Source organism: Pseudomonas sp. OTU750018, from assembly GCF_011636575.1.
Classification (GTDB): Bacteria; Pseudomonadota; Gammaproteobacteria; order Pseudomonadales; family Pseudomonadaceae; genus Aquipseudomonas; species Aquipseudomonas peli.
Genome location: NZ_JAAPAU010000001.1, coordinates 1,285,977 through 1,306,814, shown reverse-complemented (window position 1 = coordinate 1,306,814; position 20,838 = coordinate 1,285,977). Strand labels below are relative to the sequence as shown.

At 59.9% G+C, this 20,838-nt stretch carries 18 protein-coding genes; 11 read left to right on the top strand and 7 right to left on the bottom strand.

The genetic code is table 11. From position 1 onward, the window contains the following. Positions 1 to 35: 35 nt before the first annotated feature. Positions 36 to 998 carry a glycosyltransferase family protein gene (locus HCI85_RS06235; protein WP_167143110.1) on the top strand — a complete coding sequence of 321 codons (963 nt, stop codon included), beginning with the start codon at positions 36 to 38 and terminating at the stop codon, positions 996 to 998. Between the two features lie 29 nt (positions 999 to 1,027). After that, positions 1,028 to 2,125, top strand: coding sequence for a glycosyltransferase (locus tag HCI85_RS06230; RefSeq protein WP_167143106.1), 1,098 nt, complete (start codon positions 1,028 to 1,030; stop codon positions 2,123 to 2,125). Here HCI85_RS06230 and HCI85_RS06225 read toward each other — a convergent pair. Then, positions 2,122 to 2,727, bottom strand: a complete 606-nt coding sequence (locus HCI85_RS06225) for a toluene tolerance protein (RefSeq protein ID WP_446730778.1) — start codon at positions 2,725 to 2,727, stop codon at positions 2,122 to 2,124. The genes HCI85_RS06230 and HCI85_RS06225 overlap by 4 nt on opposite strands. An 18-nt stretch (positions 2,728 to 2,745) precedes the next feature. Then, positions 2,746 to 3,810 (bottom strand): hypothetical protein, encoded by a 1,065-nt coding sequence (locus HCI85_RS06220; protein WP_167143100.1) that lies wholly within the window; start codon positions 3,808 to 3,810, stop codon positions 2,746 to 2,748. Between the two features lie 87 nt (positions 3,811 to 3,897). Between HCI85_RS06220 and HCI85_RS06215 the strand changes: the two genes are divergently transcribed. From HCI85_RS06215 to HCI85_RS06185, 7 genes are all read left to right on the top strand, one after another. Next, positions 3,898 to 5,082: an O-antigen ligase family protein gene (locus tag HCI85_RS06215; RefSeq protein WP_167143097.1), complete on the top strand. Its 1,185-nt coding sequence runs from the start codon at positions 3,898 to 3,900 to the stop codon at positions 5,080 to 5,082. A gap of 3 nt (positions 5,083 to 5,085) precedes the next feature. Continuing rightward, the gene (msbA, locus tag HCI85_RS06210) at positions 5,086 to 6,930 is read left to right on the top strand and encodes a lipid A export permease/ATP-binding protein MsbA (protein ID WP_167143094.1); all 1,845 of its coding nucleotides are present in this window, start codon (positions 5,086 to 5,088) and stop codon (positions 6,928 to 6,930) included. Then, on the top strand, positions 6,930 to 7,826 hold the full coding sequence (locus HCI85_RS06205) for a GNAT family N-acetyltransferase (protein ID WP_167143090.1): 897 nt from the start codon (positions 6,930 to 6,932) through the stop codon (positions 7,824 to 7,826). The genes msbA and HCI85_RS06205 overlap by 1 nt, the downstream gene beginning before the upstream one ends. 2 nt (positions 7,827 to 7,828) lie before the next feature. After that, complete coding sequence (locus HCI85_RS06200; RefSeq protein ID WP_167143087.1) at positions 7,829 to 9,229, top strand: PIG-L deacetylase family protein; 1,401 nt, start codon at positions 7,829 to 7,831, stop codon at positions 9,227 to 9,229. Between the two features lie 64 nt (positions 9,230 to 9,293). Next, the gene (hldE, locus tag HCI85_RS06195; RefSeq protein ID WP_167143083.1) at positions 9,294 to 10,715 is read left to right on the top strand and encodes a bifunctional D-glycero-beta-D-manno-heptose-7-phosphate kinase/D-glycero-beta-D-manno-heptose 1-phosphate adenylyltransferase HldE; all 1,422 of its coding nucleotides are present in this window, start codon (positions 9,294 to 9,296) and stop codon (positions 10,713 to 10,715) included. 110 nt (positions 10,716 to 10,825) lie between these two features. Then, positions 10,826 to 12,109 carry an acyl-CoA dehydrogenase family protein gene (locus HCI85_RS06190; protein WP_167143080.1) on the top strand — a complete coding sequence of 428 codons (1,284 nt, stop codon included), beginning with the start codon at positions 10,826 to 10,828 and terminating at the stop codon, positions 12,107 to 12,109. A 12-nt stretch (positions 12,110 to 12,121) separates the two neighbouring features. Beyond that, positions 12,122 to 13,330 carry an acyl-CoA dehydrogenase family protein gene (locus HCI85_RS06185; protein WP_167143077.1) on the top strand — a complete coding sequence of 403 codons (1,209 nt, stop codon included), beginning with the start codon at positions 12,122 to 12,124 and terminating at the stop codon, positions 13,328 to 13,330. 58 nt (positions 13,331 to 13,388) lie between these two features. Here the strand turns inward: HCI85_RS06185 and HCI85_RS06180 are convergent, their stop codons facing one another. The 4 genes from HCI85_RS06180 to HCI85_RS06165 all read right to left on the bottom strand — a co-directional run bounded on the left by HCI85_RS06180 (position 13,389) and on the right by HCI85_RS06165 (position 16,882). Further along, the gene (locus HCI85_RS06180; protein ID WP_167143074.1) at positions 13,389 to 14,273 is read right to left on the bottom strand and encodes a metal ABC transporter ATPase; all 885 of its coding nucleotides are present in this window, start codon (positions 14,271 to 14,273) and stop codon (positions 13,389 to 13,391) included. A 69-nt stretch (positions 14,274 to 14,342) separates the two neighbouring features. Continuing rightward, entirely contained in the window at positions 14,343 to 15,161 is an 819-nt protein-coding gene (locus HCI85_RS06175) for an aldo/keto reductase (protein ID WP_167143070.1), read from the bottom strand. Beyond that, complete coding sequence (locus tag HCI85_RS06170) at positions 15,161 to 16,333, bottom strand: NAD(P)/FAD-dependent oxidoreductase (protein ID WP_167143066.1); 1,173 nt, start codon at positions 16,331 to 16,333, stop codon at positions 15,161 to 15,163. The genes HCI85_RS06175 and HCI85_RS06170 overlap by 1 nt, the downstream gene beginning before the upstream one ends. A 216-nt stretch (positions 16,334 to 16,549) precedes the next feature. Further along, the gene (locus HCI85_RS06165; RefSeq protein WP_167143063.1) at positions 16,550 to 16,882 is read right to left on the bottom strand and encodes a DMT family transporter; all 333 of its coding nucleotides are present in this window, start codon (positions 16,880 to 16,882) and stop codon (positions 16,550 to 16,552) included. 87 nt (positions 16,883 to 16,969) lie between these two features. Between HCI85_RS06165 and HCI85_RS06160 the strand changes: the two genes are divergently transcribed. Together HCI85_RS06160 and waaA are read left to right on the top strand one after the other, a co-directional pair. Further along, complete coding sequence (locus tag HCI85_RS06160) at positions 16,970 to 17,854, top strand: LysR family transcriptional regulator (protein WP_167143060.1); 885 nt, start codon at positions 16,970 to 16,972, stop codon at positions 17,852 to 17,854. Positions 17,855 to 17,908: 54 nt separating this feature from the next. Further along, positions 17,909 to 19,204, top strand: coding sequence for a lipid IV(A) 3-deoxy-D-manno-octulosonic acid transferase (waaA, locus tag HCI85_RS06155; RefSeq protein ID WP_167143056.1), 1,296 nt, complete (start codon positions 17,909 to 17,911; stop codon positions 19,202 to 19,204). 84 nt (positions 19,205 to 19,288) lie between these two features. On the opposite strand, the gene HCI85_RS06150 is transcribed toward waaA, so the two are convergent. Continuing rightward, positions 19,289 to 20,728 (bottom strand): TolC family outer membrane protein, encoded by a 1,440-nt coding sequence (locus HCI85_RS06150; RefSeq protein ID WP_160085681.1) that lies wholly within the window; start codon positions 20,726 to 20,728, stop codon positions 19,289 to 19,291. Positions 20,729 to 20,838 lie beyond the last annotated feature (110 nt).

Genomic DNA, 20,838 nt, shown 5'->3' with positions numbered 1-20,838 from the left:
TAGGCGATTATGGGTAGCGTTTTTGAGGTGTGTCAGTGAACGTGCTTTTTCTGGTTCAAGCCGAGCAGCGTGCAATCTTAGACAGGCTGTATGACGGCATCGCCGCCTCATGCGACAGCTGCGATATTCGTTGGCTGAGTAGCGATGAGCAGGCCAATCTGAAGCGCTATTTCCGCGAGCATGTTGATCTGTCCCGTTACGACAGGGTTCTTTTCTTCCTGCGCTTCAAGAAAGAGATGCGCCAATGGCGCTTCATTCGCACTCTGCCCAATGTGGTGATTCTCGAGCACGACGCTTATCAAAACTATATTCCGTGCAAATACACGGGTAAGTTCAGCGCCCATTACCGGCGTATGCCCTGGGTGCGCATCATCAGCTCCGGTGCCCAAGTCAGCCAGCGCTTGCGTGCCGAAGGGTTCGATGCTGTTTTCGTGCCCAAAGGCTACGATCAGGGGCTGATGACTTATCAAGGCCTGGCGCGTGATATCGAGTTGGCCTTTATTGGCAGCACCAAGAGCGTGGCCTACAGCGGGCGCAAGGCGCTGCTGGATGAGTTAGCGTCCGTCGAGAACCTGTTGGTCACCAAGACGCAATCCGGTCAGGAATATAACGACACACTCAACCGTATCCGTTTCTTCGTAAGCGCAGATGTCGGGATGGGTGAATACATGATCAAGAACTTTGAGGCGATGGCCGTGGGGTGTGTATTACTCGCCTATGACCAGGGTGCCGAAGAAAATGCGGCGCTGGGTTTTGTCGATATGCATAACCTGGTGCTGTACCGCGATATTCCCGAACTGCGCGAAAAACTTGGCATATTGCGCGCCGACCCGCAAAGAGCCCAGATGATTGCAGAGGCCGGTCGAGTACTGGCGCAGCAGCGTTATAGTTTTGCAGCGCTGGGGCTTGCTATCGCCGATGCCATGCGTCCTGCATTGCGCCCCCAAAAATATCTGCCGTGGTATTTACGACCGCTGGCTAGGTGGAAGTTGATCTAAGGACCCGCCGGTTCATGCAAGGGGTGAATGTGAGCGTTCTGAACGTTATGTGGAGCGGTGGTTCAGCCTTCGTATCCGTGCATAAGGTGCATCGGCAGGTTCTCCAGATGGGGACGCCTGGTGAAACTGTAGAAACGCTGTTATTGCAGTCAGGTGATGCCGCGCCGCTGGCTGATCTGGGGCGCGTTACTGCGCTCGGTCTTTCCTCGGCGCGCATCAAGGGCGCAGGGCTGTTGGGGGCGCTGCAACGTGTGCGGGATCGGCGGCGTCTGGCTAAGCGGCTGATGCAGCAACCGCCACGCGTGGTGCTTATCGACGGCATCGGTGTGGCAGCTTTTATTCTCCCCTTGTTGGCAGCGTTGACCGCTACACGAGCGGTGGTGATGTTTCATGGCTCAAAACGGCTAAAGGCAGCACACATTGCTCTTTTGAGGCGCTTTCCTGCGGATCGTCTGGATCTGGTAGCGGTTTCTGCCACGTTGGCCGCTGAGCTTGAAGCGCAGGTCGGCTTAAGGGTGCTGAGCGGGCGTGTAGCGATCGAACCCGTGGCATTTCGATCCTCGCTTATGGCGCGAGAAGCCGCGCAGCGTGCCCTTGGAATTCCGTCAGGTGCCGGGCGAACGATTGGTGCGGTGGGCCGCCTGGTGCCAGAGAAAGGCTTTAGTCGTCTGGTGATTGCTGCCGCGGGTTGGCTCCTTAACAACCCCGAGGATCGTCTTGTGATCGTCGGGGAGGGGGTTGAGCGCCAGCAATTGACAGCCCTTGCTGAAAAATTGGGTGTGCTCAGGCAGGTTTATTTGGCCGGTCATCATGCCGAAGCCCCCCGACTGTACTCGGCCTTTGATTTGATCTGCATCCCGTCGGAGCAGGAGGGGTTGGGGTTGGTCTTGCCTGAGGCGGTGATTGCAGGCGTACCGGTTTTGGCGAACGATTTAGCGGTCTTTCGTGAACAGCTCAATGGTGCGGCAGGGCTTTTGCCATGCGCTACTGAGGCGTGGCGCGATGCGCTCAATACTGTGATGAAAGAAGACCTTGCTGCACTGGCTGATGTGCAGCGTGTGGGCTTAGATGCCGAAGGTGTTTGGGCGCGCTTCGGGGCGTTTTATCAGGACTTGCTTGCGCGTTAGTCTGCTAAAACTGCAGCCGATAACTCGGCCATTGGAAAGCGTCCGGCAATCTCCATTTGCCGCAGCAGACGGGCAAAGTGCTTGAGGTTGCGTGCCGCTTTGGCTTTTGACAGCGCTCGACGGTGAAAAGCCAGATCGGCAACATCAATTAGTCCCAAGGTGTTTTGTGGGGTCAGCACGATGTTGCCCAAGTGGAGTGAGCGGAAGTAAATCCCTTTTCTGTGAAGCTCGCGCATGAAGTCACAGAGAGCCGGCAAGCGTGTGATAAAGCTTTCGGGATTCTGCAGGTACAGCTCCTTGAGGGTCTGGCCTGGAAGCGGTGTATAGAGAACGGCACTGAGCTGCTTTTCAGGAAAGGTGTACAGCGTGATAGGCGTTAGCGTTGGAATGCCTAATTCAGCCAGGCGCTCTGCATTTTGATAAAAACGCACCGAATACGGCCTTAGCAGGGCTGAAGAAATCAAGCGTTTGCGCCGGAAAAGCTTGAGAAAGTGGCCGTTGGAGAGGCGATACACCTTGGGGCCCAGACTGTCTTCTTCGAGTACTTTCGCCTCGGCGGTCAATGTCGCCAACGCGCTATCGGTCAGGTGTTTCGTGCTCAGCATCGTGTGTCCTTAGCCTTAAACGACCTGCTTGGCCTTGAGGCGGCTTAGTAGGTGGGCCCGCATGGTGTTGTAGTGGCGGCCTGCTAACAGTTTTAACAACGGATCTGCCAGCCATAGCGTCATATGCTCGCTGCTCAGTGGTTGTCCCTGCCGTTCTTCAAGATTGACTAATGCTTTATCCCACCACGCCACTGCACAAGCTTTATCGAACTCATTTGAGTAGTCATGGCACCCATAAAGCAGCTCTCGTATAAATTGTCTGCGCTCTTTATCGATTAGAGCAGTCACACCTTTTTGCCAGCCCCGGTAAGGCTGCGGTGGTTTTGGCAGGCGATCATTCACGAGCATTACATCTGCCATGGCTGTTTTGCTAAGCGGTTCATCGTGATGCTTTGAGTGCCACGCTTGGATTTTGGCCCTGAACTGCGCCTTGCGGCTCCAATAATGATGTATGAGGTCGGTGCAACCGTTGAGATGCAGCTTTCCATGCGCCGCCAGAGCCAAGCTGAGCTCTTCTAACGTGTAGAGTTCCGGAGCCAGGGGGCGCAGGTCATCCATTAGCTTAATGGAGTGCACGAGAACACCTTTATCAGCCGTGGTCAGGCCGATTACGCCAGAGTTCGTCTGGCGTAAATTTGTCTGCAACAGTCCTGTCTGCGCGAGGTAGCTAACTGACTGCTCAGGAAGCGATGGTGATTCGCCGAGTGGGGCTCCGATAGCATTGCAGAGCAGATGACCACCGGTAACGCGCTCGAACAGTGAGTCAGGAGAGGCACGAAAAAACGTGTCAGTATCAATCAATACGGCCTTTTGATGTTCACTGAGGACATCAAGCAAGGCCGCGTGCTTGATCCTGAAATGGTAGCGATGAGGCCCGTCCCAGGTGGTAGCTATGGCGTGAGTCGATACGGGGAGTCTCGCGTAAAACTCTGGGTTGTCGGTAAAGACCTGAATCTCAAACTTTCGGTCGCTGACGCAGGAGGCAGAGTGGGCAAGCGCACTGGCTATGCTGAAAACCGCCTCGCGTTGGTAAATTTCTGCGCCGAAGGCGAGATAGACAAGTTGTGGGGTGGCATTCATTGCATGAGGCATCGTTTGGTAGATACAGCATAGAATACCCCTTTTTAGGTTCATCCGCCCACTGAGTGCCCAGGGCGTTGGGAGTTGATGTTGAGGATTCAAGCGACAGGAATAATGCTGCTGATAACGTGTGGTTATTTGTGGTTTTTGATGGGTATTGCATGGGCTCCCAGCAATAAAATCTATCAGCAAGCGCTGGTGGCGTTGCTCTGGTTGCCCGGCCTGCTAGCGATGGTTATTTTTCACAATCATCTACTGGAAATTTGGCGAAAAAGTCGGTTGTTCTGCTCGTGTTTAGTCCTCTTCTTGGCGTGGGCCGCGTTGAGTACTTTGTGGACTGGTGCTGAGGAGCCAGCAAGAGAGTTTAAGCGTGTGCTTTACGTAGGAGTTTTTCTTGTTTCTCTGGCGTTGCTGTCGTTTGAGTATCCTGAGCGGCTCTGGCATGGATTGGCGATTGCCTCTGTAGGTTTGGCGCTTGCTGGCATAACGAGTATTTACTTGTTTTATTTTCGCGATATGCAGCCGCTCATGGCCAGGCTTTATGGCATTGGGCAAATTGGGCATCCGATTCTCGGGGCTTACGTGATGGCCCTGGTGGTGATTTGGGGTGGACGTTTTAAACCCTCGGGTGTTTGGCCCAATGTCCTTTGGGGCGCGCTGATGTTGTTCGCTCTGGCGTTTATTTTCTTAGGTCAAAGTCGCGGAGCAGTATTGGCATTGATTACTGGTATTTTTGCCCTGCTTTTGCTTCGTGGCGGGCGAGCTGTGTGGCTCGGTGGTGCGGGTATAGGGCTTCTTTGCTGGGTAGGCTATGAGCTGTTTGCACCGCTCATCCTTGCGCGCGGCCTGTCGTACCGTCCGGAAATTTTCCAGGCGAGTCTCGACATGTTCTTGCAAAACCCTTTTCTCGGATTAGGCATCGGCACCGACTATCGCGTTGTGACATTTAACTACCCCGAGGGGTTCGACCACACGCACAATGGTTTCACTCATGTCGCTGTTGAGCTGGGATTACCTGGTGTGGCCCTGTGGATCAGTCTGTGGTTAAGCGCATTGCATATTGCTTGGCAACATCGCTTTTCTGCTGATGGACGGCTGGTGTTCGGAACGCTGGTTGTCTCGTTGGCGGCGCTTCAGTTTGATGCGGCCAGTCTATGGGGGACCCCGAGGGCTGAGTGGTTTGTAATCTGGCTTCCGCTGGCGCTAACGCTTGCCCTCGTTGCACAACCGCACAGTGATAAACTGCGGCCCGTCTGTATTGAAGCGAGTTGATTGATGAGTGATGTGAAAGATGACGCGGCCCAGCCGAGTAGCCTGAAAGTCTACTTTCGATTGCTGGGGTACGTAAAACCGTACATCGGTATGTTTTTGATCAGTATTGTTGGTTTTCTGATCTTCGCTTCAACTCAGCCAATGCTTGGTTACATCCTCAAGTTCTTTGTGGATGGCCTGGGTGACCCCAATGTTGGGCTTTTTTCTGGCGTACCTTGGATGCAAGAGCATGCGCCCTGGCTCGCCCAGCTCAAACTGCTTCAGGCAGTCCCGCTGCTTATTGTACTAATCGCTCTTTGGCAGGGTGTAGGTTCATTCCTCGGGAACTTTTACTTGGCCAAAGTTTCTATGGGCTTGGTTCAGGATTTACGCATCGCGTTATTCAACAACCTGCTAACGCTGCCGAATCGATATTTTGATAGCCACAACTCAGGTCACCTGATTTCCAGGCTCACTTACAACGTCACCATGGTCACGGGCGCCGCTACAGATGCGATCAAGGTGGTGGTGCGTGAGGGGATGACGGTCGTCTTTCTTTTCGCAACGTTGCTGTGGATGAATTGGAAACTCACCCTGGTGATGGTTGCGATACTGCCTGTTATTGGTTTAATGGTATCCAGTACGAGTAAGAAATTTCGTAAACAAAGTAAAAAGATTCAAGTGGCAATGGGCGATGTTACCCATGTTGCATCTGAAACAATTCAGGGTTATCGGGTTGTGCGTAGCTTTGGTGGCGAGGGCTATGAACAGCAACGCTTCCAAACAGCCAGCGAAGATAATCGTCTTAAACAATTGAAGATGGTTAAAACAGGCGCTATCTACACCCCGAGTCTTCAACTGGTAATTTATAGTGCCATGGCTGTTTTGATGTTTCTGGTGCTGTTGCTGCGTGGAGAAGCCAGCCCAGGTGATTTAGTGGCTTACATCACGCTGGCGGGATTACTGCCCAAGCCAATTCGTCAGCTTTCAGAGGTGAGTTCGACTATTCAAAAAGGAGTCGCGGGAGCTGAGAGTATTTTCGAGCAGTTGGATGAGCAACCTGAAGTTGACCAGGGCACCCAGGAGCGCGAGCGGGTTACTGGTCGTTTGCAAGTCAGCAATCTCAGCTTTCAGTATCCGACCAGCGAAAAACCCGTCCTCGATAACATATCTTTTGTCGCCGAGCCTGGGCAGATGGTGGCGTTGGTTGGGCGTTCAGGCAGTGGCAAATCTACGCTAGCGAGCCTTATTCCGCGGTTTTATCACCACGAGCATGGCCAGATTCTGCTTGATGACCTGGATGTTCAAGATTACACGCTGCGCAACCTGCGACGTCACATCGCCCTGGTGACCCAGCATGTGACGCTGTTCAATGACTCTGTGCGCAACAACATCGCCTATGGTGACTTGATCGATGCACCCTTGGATGCCGTCAAGCGTGCCGCTGAAGACGCTTACGCGGCTGAGTTCATCGAAAAAATGCCGCAGGGATACGACACGCTGGTAGGCGAAAATGGTGTATTGCTCTCAGGTGGTCAGCGTCAGCGTCTGGCAATAGCGCGGGCGCTGCTCAAAGACGCACCATTGCTGATTCTTGATGAAGCCACCTCTGCGCTGGACACTGAGTCCGAGCGGCATATTCAGGCTGCGTTGGACAAGGTAGTTGAGGGGCGCACCACCATCGTGATTGCCCATCGGTTAAGCACAATCGAAAAGGCCGATCTGATTCTGGTCATGGACCAGGGGCAGATTGTCGAGCGTGGAACTCACCGCGAGTTGCTAGCGTTGAACGGCTATTACGCGCGACTGCATGCCCGGGACTTTGCCGAGGATGCTGACCTAGGCCTGGACCTGGACCCGAGCGCCTGATGCTCAGTCATTTGCGCGCCTGGCGCGAGCGTGGCTGGGCGGTCATCGAGGCATCTGAGTACGCCGCTGCTTGGCAACGTTTTGGCGGCAGTGTGGCCACCCATCCTCAGGTAGTGGAGCGCTTGGCGGGCTTGGCGGGCGTGCCTGTTCGCTATCTCGGCTGGTTTGTCGGTGGCGATCTGCAGGCGGCGATTCCGACCTGGGGGCGGCATCTGGCGCTGTCCAAGGATGTGCTCAAGCGGCAAGGCAAGCGCGGCCTGTTCGACCTTGGCAATGCGGAATTGATTCTTCCAGTGGCGCCTTCAGCCAATGTCTCGCTGCGTCATCGCGGTCGGTATATTTCAATGCTAAATGCCGACGCGATCAGCACCTTGCGTGAGCAGCCCGAGGGGTTGGCTCTGGCGCGCGAGCCTGAGGAATACAGCAAGAAATTCCGCTACAACCAGCGTCGTGAGCAGCGTTTGCTGGAAGAGGCGGGCGGAGTGATTCGGCCGATGCTCGAGCTTTCCGCTGCCGAGCAGGCGGTAATTTATGCCGATCTTTTTCAGCGTCGCTGGGGTTTTGAAGCCACTGGCAAGGCGCATTTGGCCGAGGTATTCAGCCTGATGCGCGACTTTATGACCGGCTCACTGATTTACCTGAACGACCAGCCAGTGGCGATTCAAGTGCTGTACCGTGTCGAGGCGCCGCAGTGGGTCAGTCTGGAATACATCAACGGCGGGGTTGATCCGCAAAATCGCGAGTTCAGCCCTGGCAGCGTGCTGAGCTTTATCAATACGCAGACCGCCTGGAGTGAAGCTCGCGCGCTGGGCAAGCCGTTGCGCTATTCCTTCGGCCGGGCTGACCGCGAATACAAAGACCGCTGGTGCAATCGCGTCGCGGTTTATCAGGTTTGATCATGTCGGCTCGTAAACAGATCCTGCTCAAGCGTCATCGCCGGCAAAAGCGCATCGCGTTGCTGTTGGCCCTTGCTGGGTTGGCGCTCGTCGGCGTACTGGTCGCCTGGTGGTGGGTGCCGGTCCTCCTATTGCTCGGCTGGGTCGCCCATGAGGCTTGGTTTGCCGATCACCTGTTCTATTCGCCCAGCGATGACTACAGCTACGCCTTTGCCGAGCCGACCCGTACCGTTAATGGTCACATTGATGCCGGTTACGTGAGTCTGGAAGGCGAAGTGGCGGCGGCAGATACCCTGATTCTGCAGGTGCACATAAACGCCAGCTGGCTGGGCCGTTGGTTCGATCCTTATGTGCTGATTGGCAACGACCGGCAGGATTTTGAGCGGGGCGTGAACGGACGGCGATACCTGAACCTGTCCGGGCAGGGCGAATTATTGGCGCAGGGCAAGTTGTCGCTGCGTGGCCGGTTTTGCCGCCTGGATCCGCATGTCACGCTCCATGCGCAGCTCAATCCGGACTACGCCGAGCAGCGTTTGATGATTGTCGCGCCGCACGCCGACGACGCCGAACTGGCCGCGTTTGGCCTATACAGCCGGGCGCGTGAGGTCAGCATCCTGACCCTTACGCAGGGCGAAATTGAAGCTGAGTCCTACCAAAAACTGGGGCTGGAGCAAGCGGCTGCTGCGCAGCTCAAGGGCCGTTTGCGTGCCTGGGACAGCCTGGCGGTACCGCTATGGGGCGGTGTGCCGCAAAGCCAGTGCCTGCAGCTTGGCTACTACTGCCTACAGTTGCCGGCGATGCAGGCGCAGCCTGAGCAAGTATTTGGTTCGCGTGAGTCCGGTGAAGCGGATATTCGTAGCGTGCGGGGAAACAATGCCCTGCCGTTGCCCGGTGATGCCGATGGTGTGCCCAGTTGGCGCAATCTGCTGGCTGATCTGGTGGCTGCGCTTGAGCACTACCAGCCCGAGGTTGTCGTCACCCCGCACCCGCAATTGGACCCGCACAGCGACCACGTTGCCAGCACCCAAGCGCTGTTAGAAGCAATTGAGCTTAGTAGCTGGAAGCCGAAAACGCTGCTGCTGTACGCCAACCACCTGCACGATAACGACCGCTGGCCCATGGGGCCGGCGGGTTTTGGTATCGCGTTGCCGCCGGCCATTGAGGCGCTACCGGCTGATGGGCTGTGGAGCCCTTGCCTGGATGCCGCGCAACAACTGGATAAAGCCATGGCGATGGCCATGCAGCACGATCTACAAGGTCCGTTGCCGCTTAAACGGCTTATCCGTCGCTGGATTCAGCGTGTGCTGGTTGGGCGGCGCTGGCCCGCTACCGGCGACGACGAATTCTTCCGCAAGGCGGTGCGCCGCCATGAACTGTTCTGGGTGCGCACGCTCGGCGGTTAGCCAGCGCAGTGGCCTGCCAATGTTATGATCCCCGGCAATCTGTTCTGCCGTTTCTGGAGTGTTTATGAAAGTGTCCATGCCGCGTTTCGACCAGGCCGCCGTTCTGGTGGTGGGCGATGTCATGCTCGATCGTTATTGGCATGGCGGCACTTCGCGGATTTCGCCTGAAGCGCCGGTGCCCGTGGTCAAGGTCGAGCAGATCGAAGACCGTCCGGGCGGCGCTGCCAACGTCGCGCTGAATATCGCCGCCCTCGGCGCACCGGCCACCTTGATCGGCGTGACCGGTGAGGATGAAGCCGCCGCAAGCCTGCGCAACAGCCTACAGGCGGTTGGCGTAAAGACCTTCTTCCAGACGATCAAAGACCAGCCGACTATCGTCAAATTGCGCGTGATGAGCCGTCATCAGCAGTTGCTGCGCATGGACTTCGAAGAGCCGTTCCGCACAGACTGCGCCGCCTTGGCTGCGAGCGTGGAAGCGCAACTAGACGGCATCAAAGTGCTGATTCTCTCGGACTACGGCAAAGGCGCGCTGCAGAACCATCAGGCATTGGTGCAACTGGCGCGAAGCAAAGGCATTGCCGTGCTGGCTGATCCCAAGGGTAAAGACTTCTCCATTTATCGTGGCGCAAGCCTGATTACGCCGAACCTGCACGAGTTCGAAACCATCGTCGGTCATTGCCGTGACGAGGCCGAATTGGTGGCCAAGGGCGCGGCACTGATGGCGGAGCTGGAGCTGGGCGCATTGCTGGTGACCCGTGGCGAACACGGCATGACCTTGCTGCGCCCAGAGCACCCGGCGCTGCACCTGCCGGCGCGTGCTCGTGAAGTGTTCGATGTGACCGGTGCGGGCGATACGGTGATTTCTACCCTGGCCGCCAGTCTGGCAGCGGGCGAGGAACTGCCGAATGCGGTGGCGCTGGCCAATCTGGCTGCCGGTATTGTGGTCGGTAAGCTAGGTACTGCAGCGATCAGTGCCCCGGAATTGCGCCGCGCAATCCAGCGTGATGCCGGCTCCGAGCGCGGTGTGCTGAGCCTCGATCAATTGCTGCTGGCCATCGAAGACGCTCGCGCCCATGGCGAGAAGATTGTCTTCACCAATGGCTGCTTCGACATCCTGCATGCCGGGCATGTCACCTATCTGGAACAGGCGCGCGCGCAAGGCGATCGTCTGGTGCTGGCGGTCAATGACGACGCATCGGTCAGCCGCCTGAAAGGCCCGGGTCGGCCGATCAACGCCGTGGATCGGCGCATGGCCGTGCTGGCCGGTCTTGGCGCGGTGGATTGGGTGGTGAGCTTCACTGAAGACACCCCGGAAAACCTGCTGCGCGCGGTCAAGCCGGATGTGCTGGTCAAGGGTGGTGATTACGGCATCGAGGGCGTGGTGGGTGGTGATATCGTCCGCGCCTACGGCGGCGAAGTGCGCGTGCTGGGGCTGGTGGAAAACAGTTCCACCACCGCTATCGTCGAGAAGATACGCAGCAAGTAACCTTCCGTACTGACTGGCTGCTTTGCCAGTCAAGCGCGTCGGCGCGGTCATAGGCGCTTGCCCTGACCGCGCGCATGATCCGTGGCATCCCCCGTATGGAGTGAGATGCCATGAGTTCCGACGTACAGGGCCGTGCCCTGGCAGTGCTGAATCGAGTCGCCCAGGCTGACTGGCCGGACCGTTTGAAGCTGCGCAAACCCTTCGAAAAACTGATCTATACCGGCAGCCGTGCGAGCTTTCGCGCCGCTGCGAAGCGTGCGGGCAAAGTCGCCAAGTTGCCGCGCCCGGCTGACCCGGACGCCTTGTTCGATCTGTCCCTCTCCGATGAGCAGCAGATGCTGGTGGAGATGCTCGAAGCCTTCGCCAGCGAAGTGCTGCGCCCGTTGGCCCATGACGCCGATGAGCAGGCTGCGCTGCCGGCGGCGTTGCTCAACCAGGCACATGAGCTGGGGCTGACCCACTATGCGGTCAGCGAGGCTCAGGGCGGTATGGCCGGCGAGCGCACTACCCTGAGTAATGCGCTGATCGCTGAGGCGCTGGGCAAAGGTGATTTGTCCCTGGCAGCCGCTTTGTTGGTGCCCTTGTCGGCGGCCAACTGCATCCGCCGTTGGGGCAATGCCGCGCAACAGGCGCGTTGGCTACCGGCCTTTGTCGCTGAGGAGCCTGCACCGGTGATGGCCATTGCGGTCAATGAGCCGACGCCGTTGTTTGATCCGCACAAGTTGGCGACTCGGGCACGTAAGCGCGGTAAGCATTACGTCCTTAGCGGTGAGAAGAGCCTGGTGTTGCGCGGTCTGGATGCCAGCCAGCTGATCATCGCGGCGCAGGCGGCGGACGGCCCTGCGCTGTTTATCGTCGAGGCGGGCGCCAAAGGTCTGCAGCGCAGCCCGCAACCGGCCATGGGCCTGAAGGCCGGCAGTACCGCGCGCGTGCGGCTCAATGGGGTGAAGGTGCCGGTTGAGGCGCGACTGGCCGCTGAGCATTTCAACTACCAGAGTTTTCTCGATTACGCCGGGTTGGCCTGGTGCGCCCTGGCCGTGGGCACAGCGCAGGCGGCGCTGGATTATGTGGTGCCGTATTGCAACGAGCGCGTGGCCTTCGGCGAACCGATCAGCCATCGCCAGGGTGTGGCCTTTATGGTCGCCGATATGGCTGTGGAACTCGACGCTATGCGCCTGATGGTCTGGCGAGCGTGCTCGCGCGCCGAGCAGGGTTTGCCGTTCCAGCGTGAAGCCTATCTGGCGCGCCTGCTGTGCAGCGAAAAGGCCATGAAGATCGGCACCGACGCCGTACAGTTGCTCGGTGGCCACGGCTTTACCAAAGAACATCCAGCCGAGCGCTGGTACCGCGACTTGCGTGCGCTGGCGATTATGGCCGGCGGTCTCCAGCTCTAAGGGCGCATCACGATGAACTTAGAAACTCCAAAGAAATTCCGTGGCCTGGTTAATCAGGCCCATCAGGTGGCGGAAAACTATTTTCGGCCGATTTCACGCAAATACGACAAGGCCGAGCATGCCTATCCCAAGGAGCTGGACCTGCTTGCGGCGCTGCTCGATGGCATGAACGCCGGATCGCCGGACGCCATCGGTGCCACCTCCGCGAGCAAGCGCGGTGCGGCCCGCGAGCAGCAGGAAGGCATCAAGAATGGCGGCAATCTGTCGGCCCTGCTCGGGGTGATGGAGCTGTGCTGGGGCGATGTCGGCCTGCTGCTGGCCATGCCGCGTCAGGGCTTGGGCAACGCAGCGATTGCGGCGGTGGCCAATGATGAGCAGCTGGCGCGTTTCGGCGGTACCTGGGCGGCCATGGCGATTACCGAGCCGGGCTGCGGCTCAGACTCGGCAGCGATCCGTACCACGGCGATCAAGGATGGCGATCACTACGTGCTCAACGGCGAGAAGATCTATGTCACTTCCGGCGAGCGTGCCGACGCCGTGGTGGTGTGGGCCACCCTGGACAAGAACCTCGGCCGTGCAGCGATCAAGTCCTTCGTGGTGGAGCACGGCACGCCGGGGATGACCGTGACGCGGCTGGAAAAAAAGCTCGGCATCAAGGCGTCGGACACCGCCGCGATCAGCTTCAGCGATTGCCGCGTGCCGGCGGCCAACCTGCTCGGCAACCCGGAGATCGACGTGCAGAAGGGCTTTGCCGGGGTGATGGAAACCTTCGACAACACCCGTCCGTTGGTCGCCGGGATGGCGGTGGGCGTGGCCAAGGCTTCGCTGGATCGTACCCGCGAGCTGCTGAAAAAAGTCTGCAAGCTGGATTACCGCACGCCGCTGCTCAGCGTCAGCCATGCCGAGGCGACCCTCTACCGCCTGGAGGCCGAATGGGAGGCCGCGCGCCTGCTGACCTTGAAAGCCGCCTGGATGGCCGACAATAAACTGCCCAACTCCAAGGAGGCCTCCATCGCCAAGGCCAAGGCCGGGCGAGTGGCCAACGAGGTGACGTTGAAATGCGTCGAACTGGCTGGCGCTTTGGGCTACGGCGAGGATGAGCTGCTGGAGAAGTGGGCGCGCGACTCGAAGATTCTCGACATCTTTGAAGGCACCCAGCAGATCCAACTGCTTATCGTCGCCAGGCGCTTGCTGGGCAAGAGCTCCAGCGAATTGAAGTAGTTATTCAAGTGGGCTGGGTGAATCCAGCCCACTTACCTGAAATCCCTTTTTGCCCTGCTTAGGCGGGGCTTTTTTGTGTCTGCGCCAGCCAATCTTTCCAGCGAATCCGCTCTTCGCGCACCAGCCAGCCATCCTGTGGCGCAAAGCTTTCGGCCAGCCACAGACCGCGAGTGCTGGCGGGTGAGAGCTGGCCCTGCTTTAGGGTCAGCAGCTCGGCGGTCGGCCGGCCCTGGTCCAGCGGAATCAGAAACAGATCGGGCCTCGCGCGGTTGAGGCGTGCGATCAGCTGTCCATCTTCCAGGTGTTCATCGACATGCAGCAGGCTGAGTTGACGTGTTTCCTTGGGCAAATCCAGGCGCAGGTCGTAGACCAGCTGCAGCGAAGCGGTTGGCAGGTGCACATAGGCGCGTGGGCGTTCGAGCAGCTTGAGGTTGCCGCATTGCACTGGGCGCGCCGCGCCGGACAGCGGGCTTAGGCTGAAGTGTGCAGTTTCCCGGTAGCGCAGGCTGCCCTGGTAGGGCGTTGGCAGCCAAGTGTCGCCAAAGCGCCCGCTTAGCCAGCCTTCCGGCGTCTCCAGCAGGCATTCTTCGGCCACTTCCTGAATTGCAGTGAGCAGCGGCAGGTTGAGCTCATGGGCCGGCACGTAGCCGGAGATCAGCTTGAGCACCACATCGCCACGATCCGCGCGACGCTGGCGCACCAGTACCCAGTATTCGCGGCCCTGCCAGCTGAGGGTCAGGCGCACCGAAACGCCCAGGTTGGCCAGTTCCACGGCAAAGCGTTGGCTGTCGGCCACAACCACAGGTTTGCGCTTTTCCAGCATCTGGCTGAAGTTCAGCGGCATGCCAAGGCCCTGGTAACTCAGGCCTTCCTGGCTGGCTTCGACAAACAGTTGCAGGGTCTTGAAGCTGCTGGGGTCTTTGCGGATCAGGGTGCGCGGCATTGCAACTCCTCGCGGACATGGGCGTGGGCATGGCCTGAGAGCTTGGCACAGATCGTCGGGTGAGGGCCGTCAGGCAATATCCTGAATTACAGCGGCGGCCGTGGCGACGTTGTGCGCCAGGTGCTGCGGGTTGATGGTGCCGACAATCGCGCTGCAGGCGGCCGGATGGCTGAAGATCAGCTCGAAACTGGCGCGCACCGGGTCGACACCATGGGCCAGGCAGGCGTGGCCGCTGGCCAGGGCTTTTTTGATCAGAATGCCTTTGCCGTGCAGTTCGGCGTAGTCCAGTACGGCCTGTTCGCCTTGTTCGTTGAGGTTGTAGGTGACCATCGCGCAGTCACCCTGCTCAAGGGCCAGCAGGCCGCCTGCAACGGTTTTGCCAGAGAGGCCGAAGCCGCGAATCTTGCCCTCGCGCTTAAGCTCAGCGAGGGTTTCGTACACGCCACTGTCGCGCAGAATGGCCACATCGTTGCCGTCGGAATGCACCAGCACCAGGTCGATAAAGTCGGTTTCCAGGCGCTTCAGGCTGCGCTCCACCGAGAAGCGCGTGTGCGCCGGGCTGAAGTCGAAGTGCGATTGGCCGTTGTCGAACTCTTCGCCGACCTTGCTGACAATCACCCACTGCTGGCGCTGGCCGCGCAACAACGGGCCGAGGCGGGTTTCGCTGGTGCCGTAGGCCGGCGCGGTGTCGATCAGGTTGATGCCCAGGTCATGGGCCTGGGCCAGCAGTTCGCGGGCTGCGGCGTCATCGGGGATGGTGAAACCGTTGGGGTATTTCACCCCCTGATCACGGCCCAGCTTGACCGTGCCCAGGCCCAGCGGCGAAACCAGCAGCTCGGTCGCGCCCAATGGGCGATGCAGGTTGTGCAGGCTGTGCAGTGGATGCATCAGAACAGTTCCTCCCAGGCGGGTGGGGCGACGCTCGGGCGGGGCAGCGCGGGCAGTGGCGCATGTGTGGTCGGCTGAACGCCGTCACGGCTCAGCGCCGCTAGCACGCGGTCGGCAAAGTCCGGGGCTAACGCCAGCTTAGTTGGCCAGCCCACCAGCAGTTTGCCTTGCTCGTGGAGAAAGGCGTTGTCCGGGCGTACCAGGCCGGACTGCGCCGGCTCGGCGCGATCCACTCGCAGCGTGGCCCATTGCGCGGCGGACAGATCGACCCAGGGCAGCAGCTCGCTCAGCTCTTTTTTCGCCGCCTGGATTTGCGCCGTTTCGTCGCGGGCCACGCCATCTGCTTCGGCCAGATCGCCACCCAAGTACCAGACCCACTGGCCGTCGGCCGCCGGGTGGGTGGTGATGGTCACGCGCGGCTTCGGTCCACCGCCCAGGCAGTGGGCGTAAAGCGGTTTCAACGTTGGACCTTTGACCAAGACCATATGCAGCGGGCGCAGTTGCTGTGCGGGCTGGCTGAGACCGAGGGTGCTGAGCAGCTCGGCATTGCCACGGCCGGCACTGAGAATGATGCGTTTTGCGCGAATCTCACGACCATCGATGATCAGGCCGACCAGCTCGCCGTTTTCCCGCAGCGGTTCAATGCGCTCGGCGGCCAGCAAGCCATCGTCAGCCAGTTCACTCAGGCGACTGATCAGGCTTGGCACATCCAGCACCAGTTCGGCCAGGCGATAGACCTTGCCCTTGAATTTGGGGTGCTGCAGCGCCGGTGGCAGGTGCTCGCCCTTGACCTGATCGACTCGGCCGCGCACGGCTTTGCTGGCAAAGAAACTGGTGATATTGCCGGCCAGGCTGCCGGGGGACCACAGGTAGTGGGCATCGGAGAGCAGGCGCACGCCGGTCAGGTCCAGCTCGCCACTACCCGCTAGGGCTTCGCGCCAGCGCCGCGGCATATCGGCGATGGCTTCGGAGGCGCCGGTCAGCGCGCCATGCAGGGCGTATTTGGCACCGCCGTGGATGATGCCTTGGGATTTCACACTCTGGCCGCCACCGAGGCGGGCGCTTTCCACCAGCAGGGTGGCGAAACCCTGGCGGCGCAGGCGCGCATTCAGCCAGAGGCCGGCAATGCCGCCGCCCACGATCAAAACATCAGTGCTCAATGCCTGGGACATGCAGGTGTCTCACCGAGAAAACAGGCGCGCAGTATAACCCGGCCGCGCTAGCGCCTTACCTCGGAACCTGCTCAACGTCTCGCGAGCTAGAGCCATGCAAGGCAAAAACAGGCGAGGAAGCGGAGTTTACTGGTGTAAATGAGCATTCCGAGACGCCGCGTCCCGGCCTGTTTTTAACTCCGCAGGGCCGAAGCGCAGCAGGCGTTGGGCAGGTTCTCATTGGCCGACGCTTTGCGAGAACAGCTGAATCACCACCACGCCGGCGACGATCAGGCCCATGCCGAGCATGGCCGGCAGGTCCAGCCGTTGTTGGTAAAGAAACACCGCCGCGATGCTCACAAGCACAATGCCCATGCCCGCCCACACCGCATAGGCGACGCCGACCGGGATGGTTTTCACCACCAGGCTGAGCATCCAGAACGAGATGGCGTAGCCGACCACGACCAGCAGCAGGGGCAGGGGTTTGTTGAAACCATCCAGGGCCTTCATCGAGGTGGTGGCGATGACTTCTGCGGTGATGGCAATAGCGAGGTAGAGATAGCCGCCCATGATGTGGCCTCCATAGTGATCTGGCGGCCATTCTAGTGATCTGGCGGATGGGATAAAGTGATTACCTATCCGCTATGGAGATGGGTTATGCAGTGGAACCTGGAGCAGATTCGCCTGTTTGTCAGCGTTGCGGATGGCCAGTCGTTCTCCGCCGTGGGTCGGCAAATGCAGCGCGCACAATCGGCGGTGAGCAATGCGATTGCGTTGCTGGAGGCCGACCTCGGCGTGCGTCTTTTCGAGCGCAGCAGCGGCCGCCAGCCACGCCTAACCGATGCCGGCGTGGCTCTGCTGGAAGAGGCGCGCGAGGTATTGCGCCAGTGCCAGCGTTTGGAAGGGCGCGCGCTGGGCCTGGTGCGCGGTGAGGAGGTGTGTTTGCGTCTGGCGCAGGATGAGGCGATGCCTTATCAGCCGGTGCTCGACAGTCTTGAGGCGCTGGCGCAGCACTTTCCGCTGCTGGAGGTGCAGTTGGCCAGCGGTGCGCAAGGGGATGTGGCGCGCAAGCTGCTGGAGAACCGCGCCGACCTCGGCTTGTTGTTCCACCACGAACACATGCCCGATGCGCTGGAACGTCAGCGGCTGGGTACCATCGAAATGGTCACCGTGTGCGGGGCCGGGCACGCACTGGCGGGTATGGGGCATGTTGATCGGCGTGAGCTGGCCCGCCACCGGCAACTGCTGATGACCCCGCAAGACAGTCACTATCCGGGCGGTGAGCAAATCAGCCCGTCGGTGTGGCGCACCGACAGTTTCTACACCATGGCCGAACTGCTAATGCGTAACCTTGGCTGGGCCTGGCTGCCGCGCCATGTGGTGCAGTACCCGACGTATCAGAGCCAACTGGTGGAACTGAGCAGCGACTGGACGCCACCGCCGCTGGTGGTCGAGCTGGTCTGTCGCCGCGATCAGGCATTGGGCCCCGCGGCCTTGTGGTTGGCCGAGTGCTTTGCTCGGCATCTGCAGGTCACGGCGTGAGCCGAGCCCGCGCCTGGCTCGACGATAGTGGCCAAAGTGCATAAGCTGCGCTCCATGAATAGAAGCCTCTACACCCTGTTGTTTCATCTTGGTCTGCCGCTGGTGGCCGGGCGTCTGGCGTGGCGTGCCTGGCAGGCGCCGGCCTATGCCAAACGCATCGGCGAACGCTTTGCTTTTGGTTTGCCGCCACTCAAGCCGGGCGGTATCTGGCTGCATGCCGTATCGGTGGGCGAGAGCATCGCCGCCGCGCCGCTGGTGCGTGAACTGCTGGCGCGCTACCCACAGCTGCCGATCACCATCACCTGCATGACACCGACCGGTTCGGAGCGTATTCAGGCGATGTTTGGCGGTGCGGAATACGCGGGTCGTGTGCAGCATTGCTACCTGCCGTATGACCTGCCCTGGGCGGCAGCACGTTTTCTCGATCAGGTGCAGCCACGGTTGGCAGTGATTATGGAAACCGAGCTGTGGCCCAACCATATTCACCAGTGCGCCAAACGCGGTATTCCCGTGGCGCTGGCCAACGGGCGGCTGTCCGAGCGTTCGGCCCGTGGTTATGCGCGTTTTGCCAACCTCACCGCACCGATGCTGGCCGAGCTGAATCTGCTGGCGGTGCAGACAGCGCTGGAAGCCGAACGCTTTCGCAGCCTGGGCGCGCGCGCTGAGTGCGTCGAGGTCACCGGCTCGATCAAGTTTGATCTGACGATTGATCCAGAGCTGCTTACCCGCGCTGCGGTCTTGCGTGAGCAATGGCAGGCCACGCAGCGCCCGGTATGGATCGCCGCGAGCACCCATGCCGGTGAAGACGAAATCGTTCTTGCCGCCCACCGTGAGCTGCTCAAGCAGACCCCTGATGCTCTGCTGATTTTGGTGCCGCGCCATCCCGAGCGTTTCAATGCAGTATTCGAGTTGTGCCAGCGGCAAGGCTTTAACACGCGGCGCCGCTCCACTGGCGAAGCGCTGCTGGCGAGCGATCAGGTGCTGCTCGGCGACACCATGGGCGAGCTGCTGTTTCTCTATGCCTTGGCCGATATCGCCTTTGTCGGCGGCAGCCTGGTGGCCAATGGCGGGCATAACCTGCTGGAGCCGGCGGCGCTGGGCAAGCCGGTGCTGAGCGGCCCGCACCTGTTCAACTTTCTGGAGATTGCCGCGCAGCTGCGCACTGCCGGTGCCTTGAGCGAGGTGGCGGATGCGCACGGTTTGGCGCAGCGGGTTACACAGCTATGGCACGAACCGGCGACCGCAGAGGCCATGCGGACTGCTGGGCAGGCCGTTATGCGGGGCAACCAAGGTGCCCTGGCACGGCTTTTGACGGGTTTGGCACGGCTGCTAAAGGTCGAGTCGCCATAGCGATTGAGTGCTCACTTGGTCCCGTAACGGCTTACGCCATAAAAAAGCCCGCTGAATGCAGCGGGCTTTTTGGTTGCGAAGCACTCAGTACTGCGAGTTGCCACGCAGCTGGGCTTCGGCGGCCTTGGCCAGGTCCGGCGGCAGGAAGTCTTCGTCCGGGTTGTAATCGGATTTCAGGTACTGCTCCAGAGCGTTCAGGTCGTCTGGGCTGAGGGTGCCGGCCGCCTGTTTCAGGCGCAGGTTGTTAAGGATGTAATCATAGCGCGCGTTGTTGTAGTTACGCACCGAGCTGTACAGCTCGCGCTGAGCGTCGAGCACGTCGACGATGTTGCGCGTGCCGACCTGGTAGCCGATTTCAGTGGCTTCCAGAGCGCTCTGGTTGGAGATGATCGACTGCTTGCGCGCCTGCACGGTTTCCACGTCGGTGTTCACCGCGCGGTGCAGGTTGCGGGTGTTCTGCACCACCTGGCGACGCAGGCTTTCACGCAGCTGTTCAGTTTGGTTCAGGCGCTGGTAGGACTCGCGCACCTGAGAACTGGTCAGGCCGCCGCTGTACAGCGGGATGTTCAGTTGCAGGCCAATCGAGCGCTGCTCAACATCGCCGCTGAACCGGTTGACGCTGGCGGCGTTGTTGCTGAAACCGAGGCTGTCGTTATCGCCCTTCTGGTAGCTGGCCACGGCATCCAGGGTCGGTGCATGGCCCGACTTGCGCTGGCGCAGGGTCTCTTCTGCTGCGTCAACGGCGTAGTTGCTGGCTTGCAGGTTGAGGTTCTGCGCGGCAGCGGTGTCGACCCAGGCTTTTGCGTCATTGGGCGTCGGCGCGAGGATAGGCAGGCTGTGCTCGATGCCTTCCAGCGCGCTGAAATCGCGATTGGTCAGGGTGGTTAGGGCCTGGAAGGCATCTTCCACCTGACGCAGGGCGATGATGCGGTTGGCGCGAGCGGTGTCGAAACCGGCCTGGGCTTCCAGCACGTCTGTCTTATCCGACAGGCCGACATCAAAGCGCTCGTTGGCTTGGTCCAGCTGGCGCTTGAAGGCGGCTTCTTCGGCTTTGGTCGACGCCAGGTTGTCCTGCGCACGCAGCACCGCGAAGTAGGCTTCAGCACTCTGCAGAATCAGGTTCTGTTCGGTGGCCGACAGCTCTAGCACCGCTTGTTCGTTGCTGGCTTTGGCCGCTTGCAACTGGAACCAGCGATCCGCACGGAACAGCGGCTGGCTGAGGTTGGCTTGGTACACGGTGCCGCTACGCGAGCTGGTGGTGCTTGGCGAATCGACCTGGGTGCGGGTGTCGCTCAGGTTGGCCCCAGCAGACAAATTAGGCAGCAGGCCGGCCCGGGCCTGGGGCACCACTTCGCTGCGGGCCTCGTAATCGGCGCGTGCAGCAGCCAGATCGGCGTTGTTGGCGGCGGCTTCCTGGTAGACCGTGACCAGGTCAGTTTTGGTGGACAGCGGGGCTTGTTCAGCCCAGGCCATTGCGTTGGACGCGGCGGCCACGGCGATAGCCAGAGAGAGTCTGCGCAACATTAGGGAAATCCTGAATTTGGCGGTAATCGACAAGGCTAAGGGGCCGTGCCTAGTAGGGTCAAGGGCAGTTATGGCGGCTGTAGTGTAGTTTGCAACAAGCTATGTTGCCT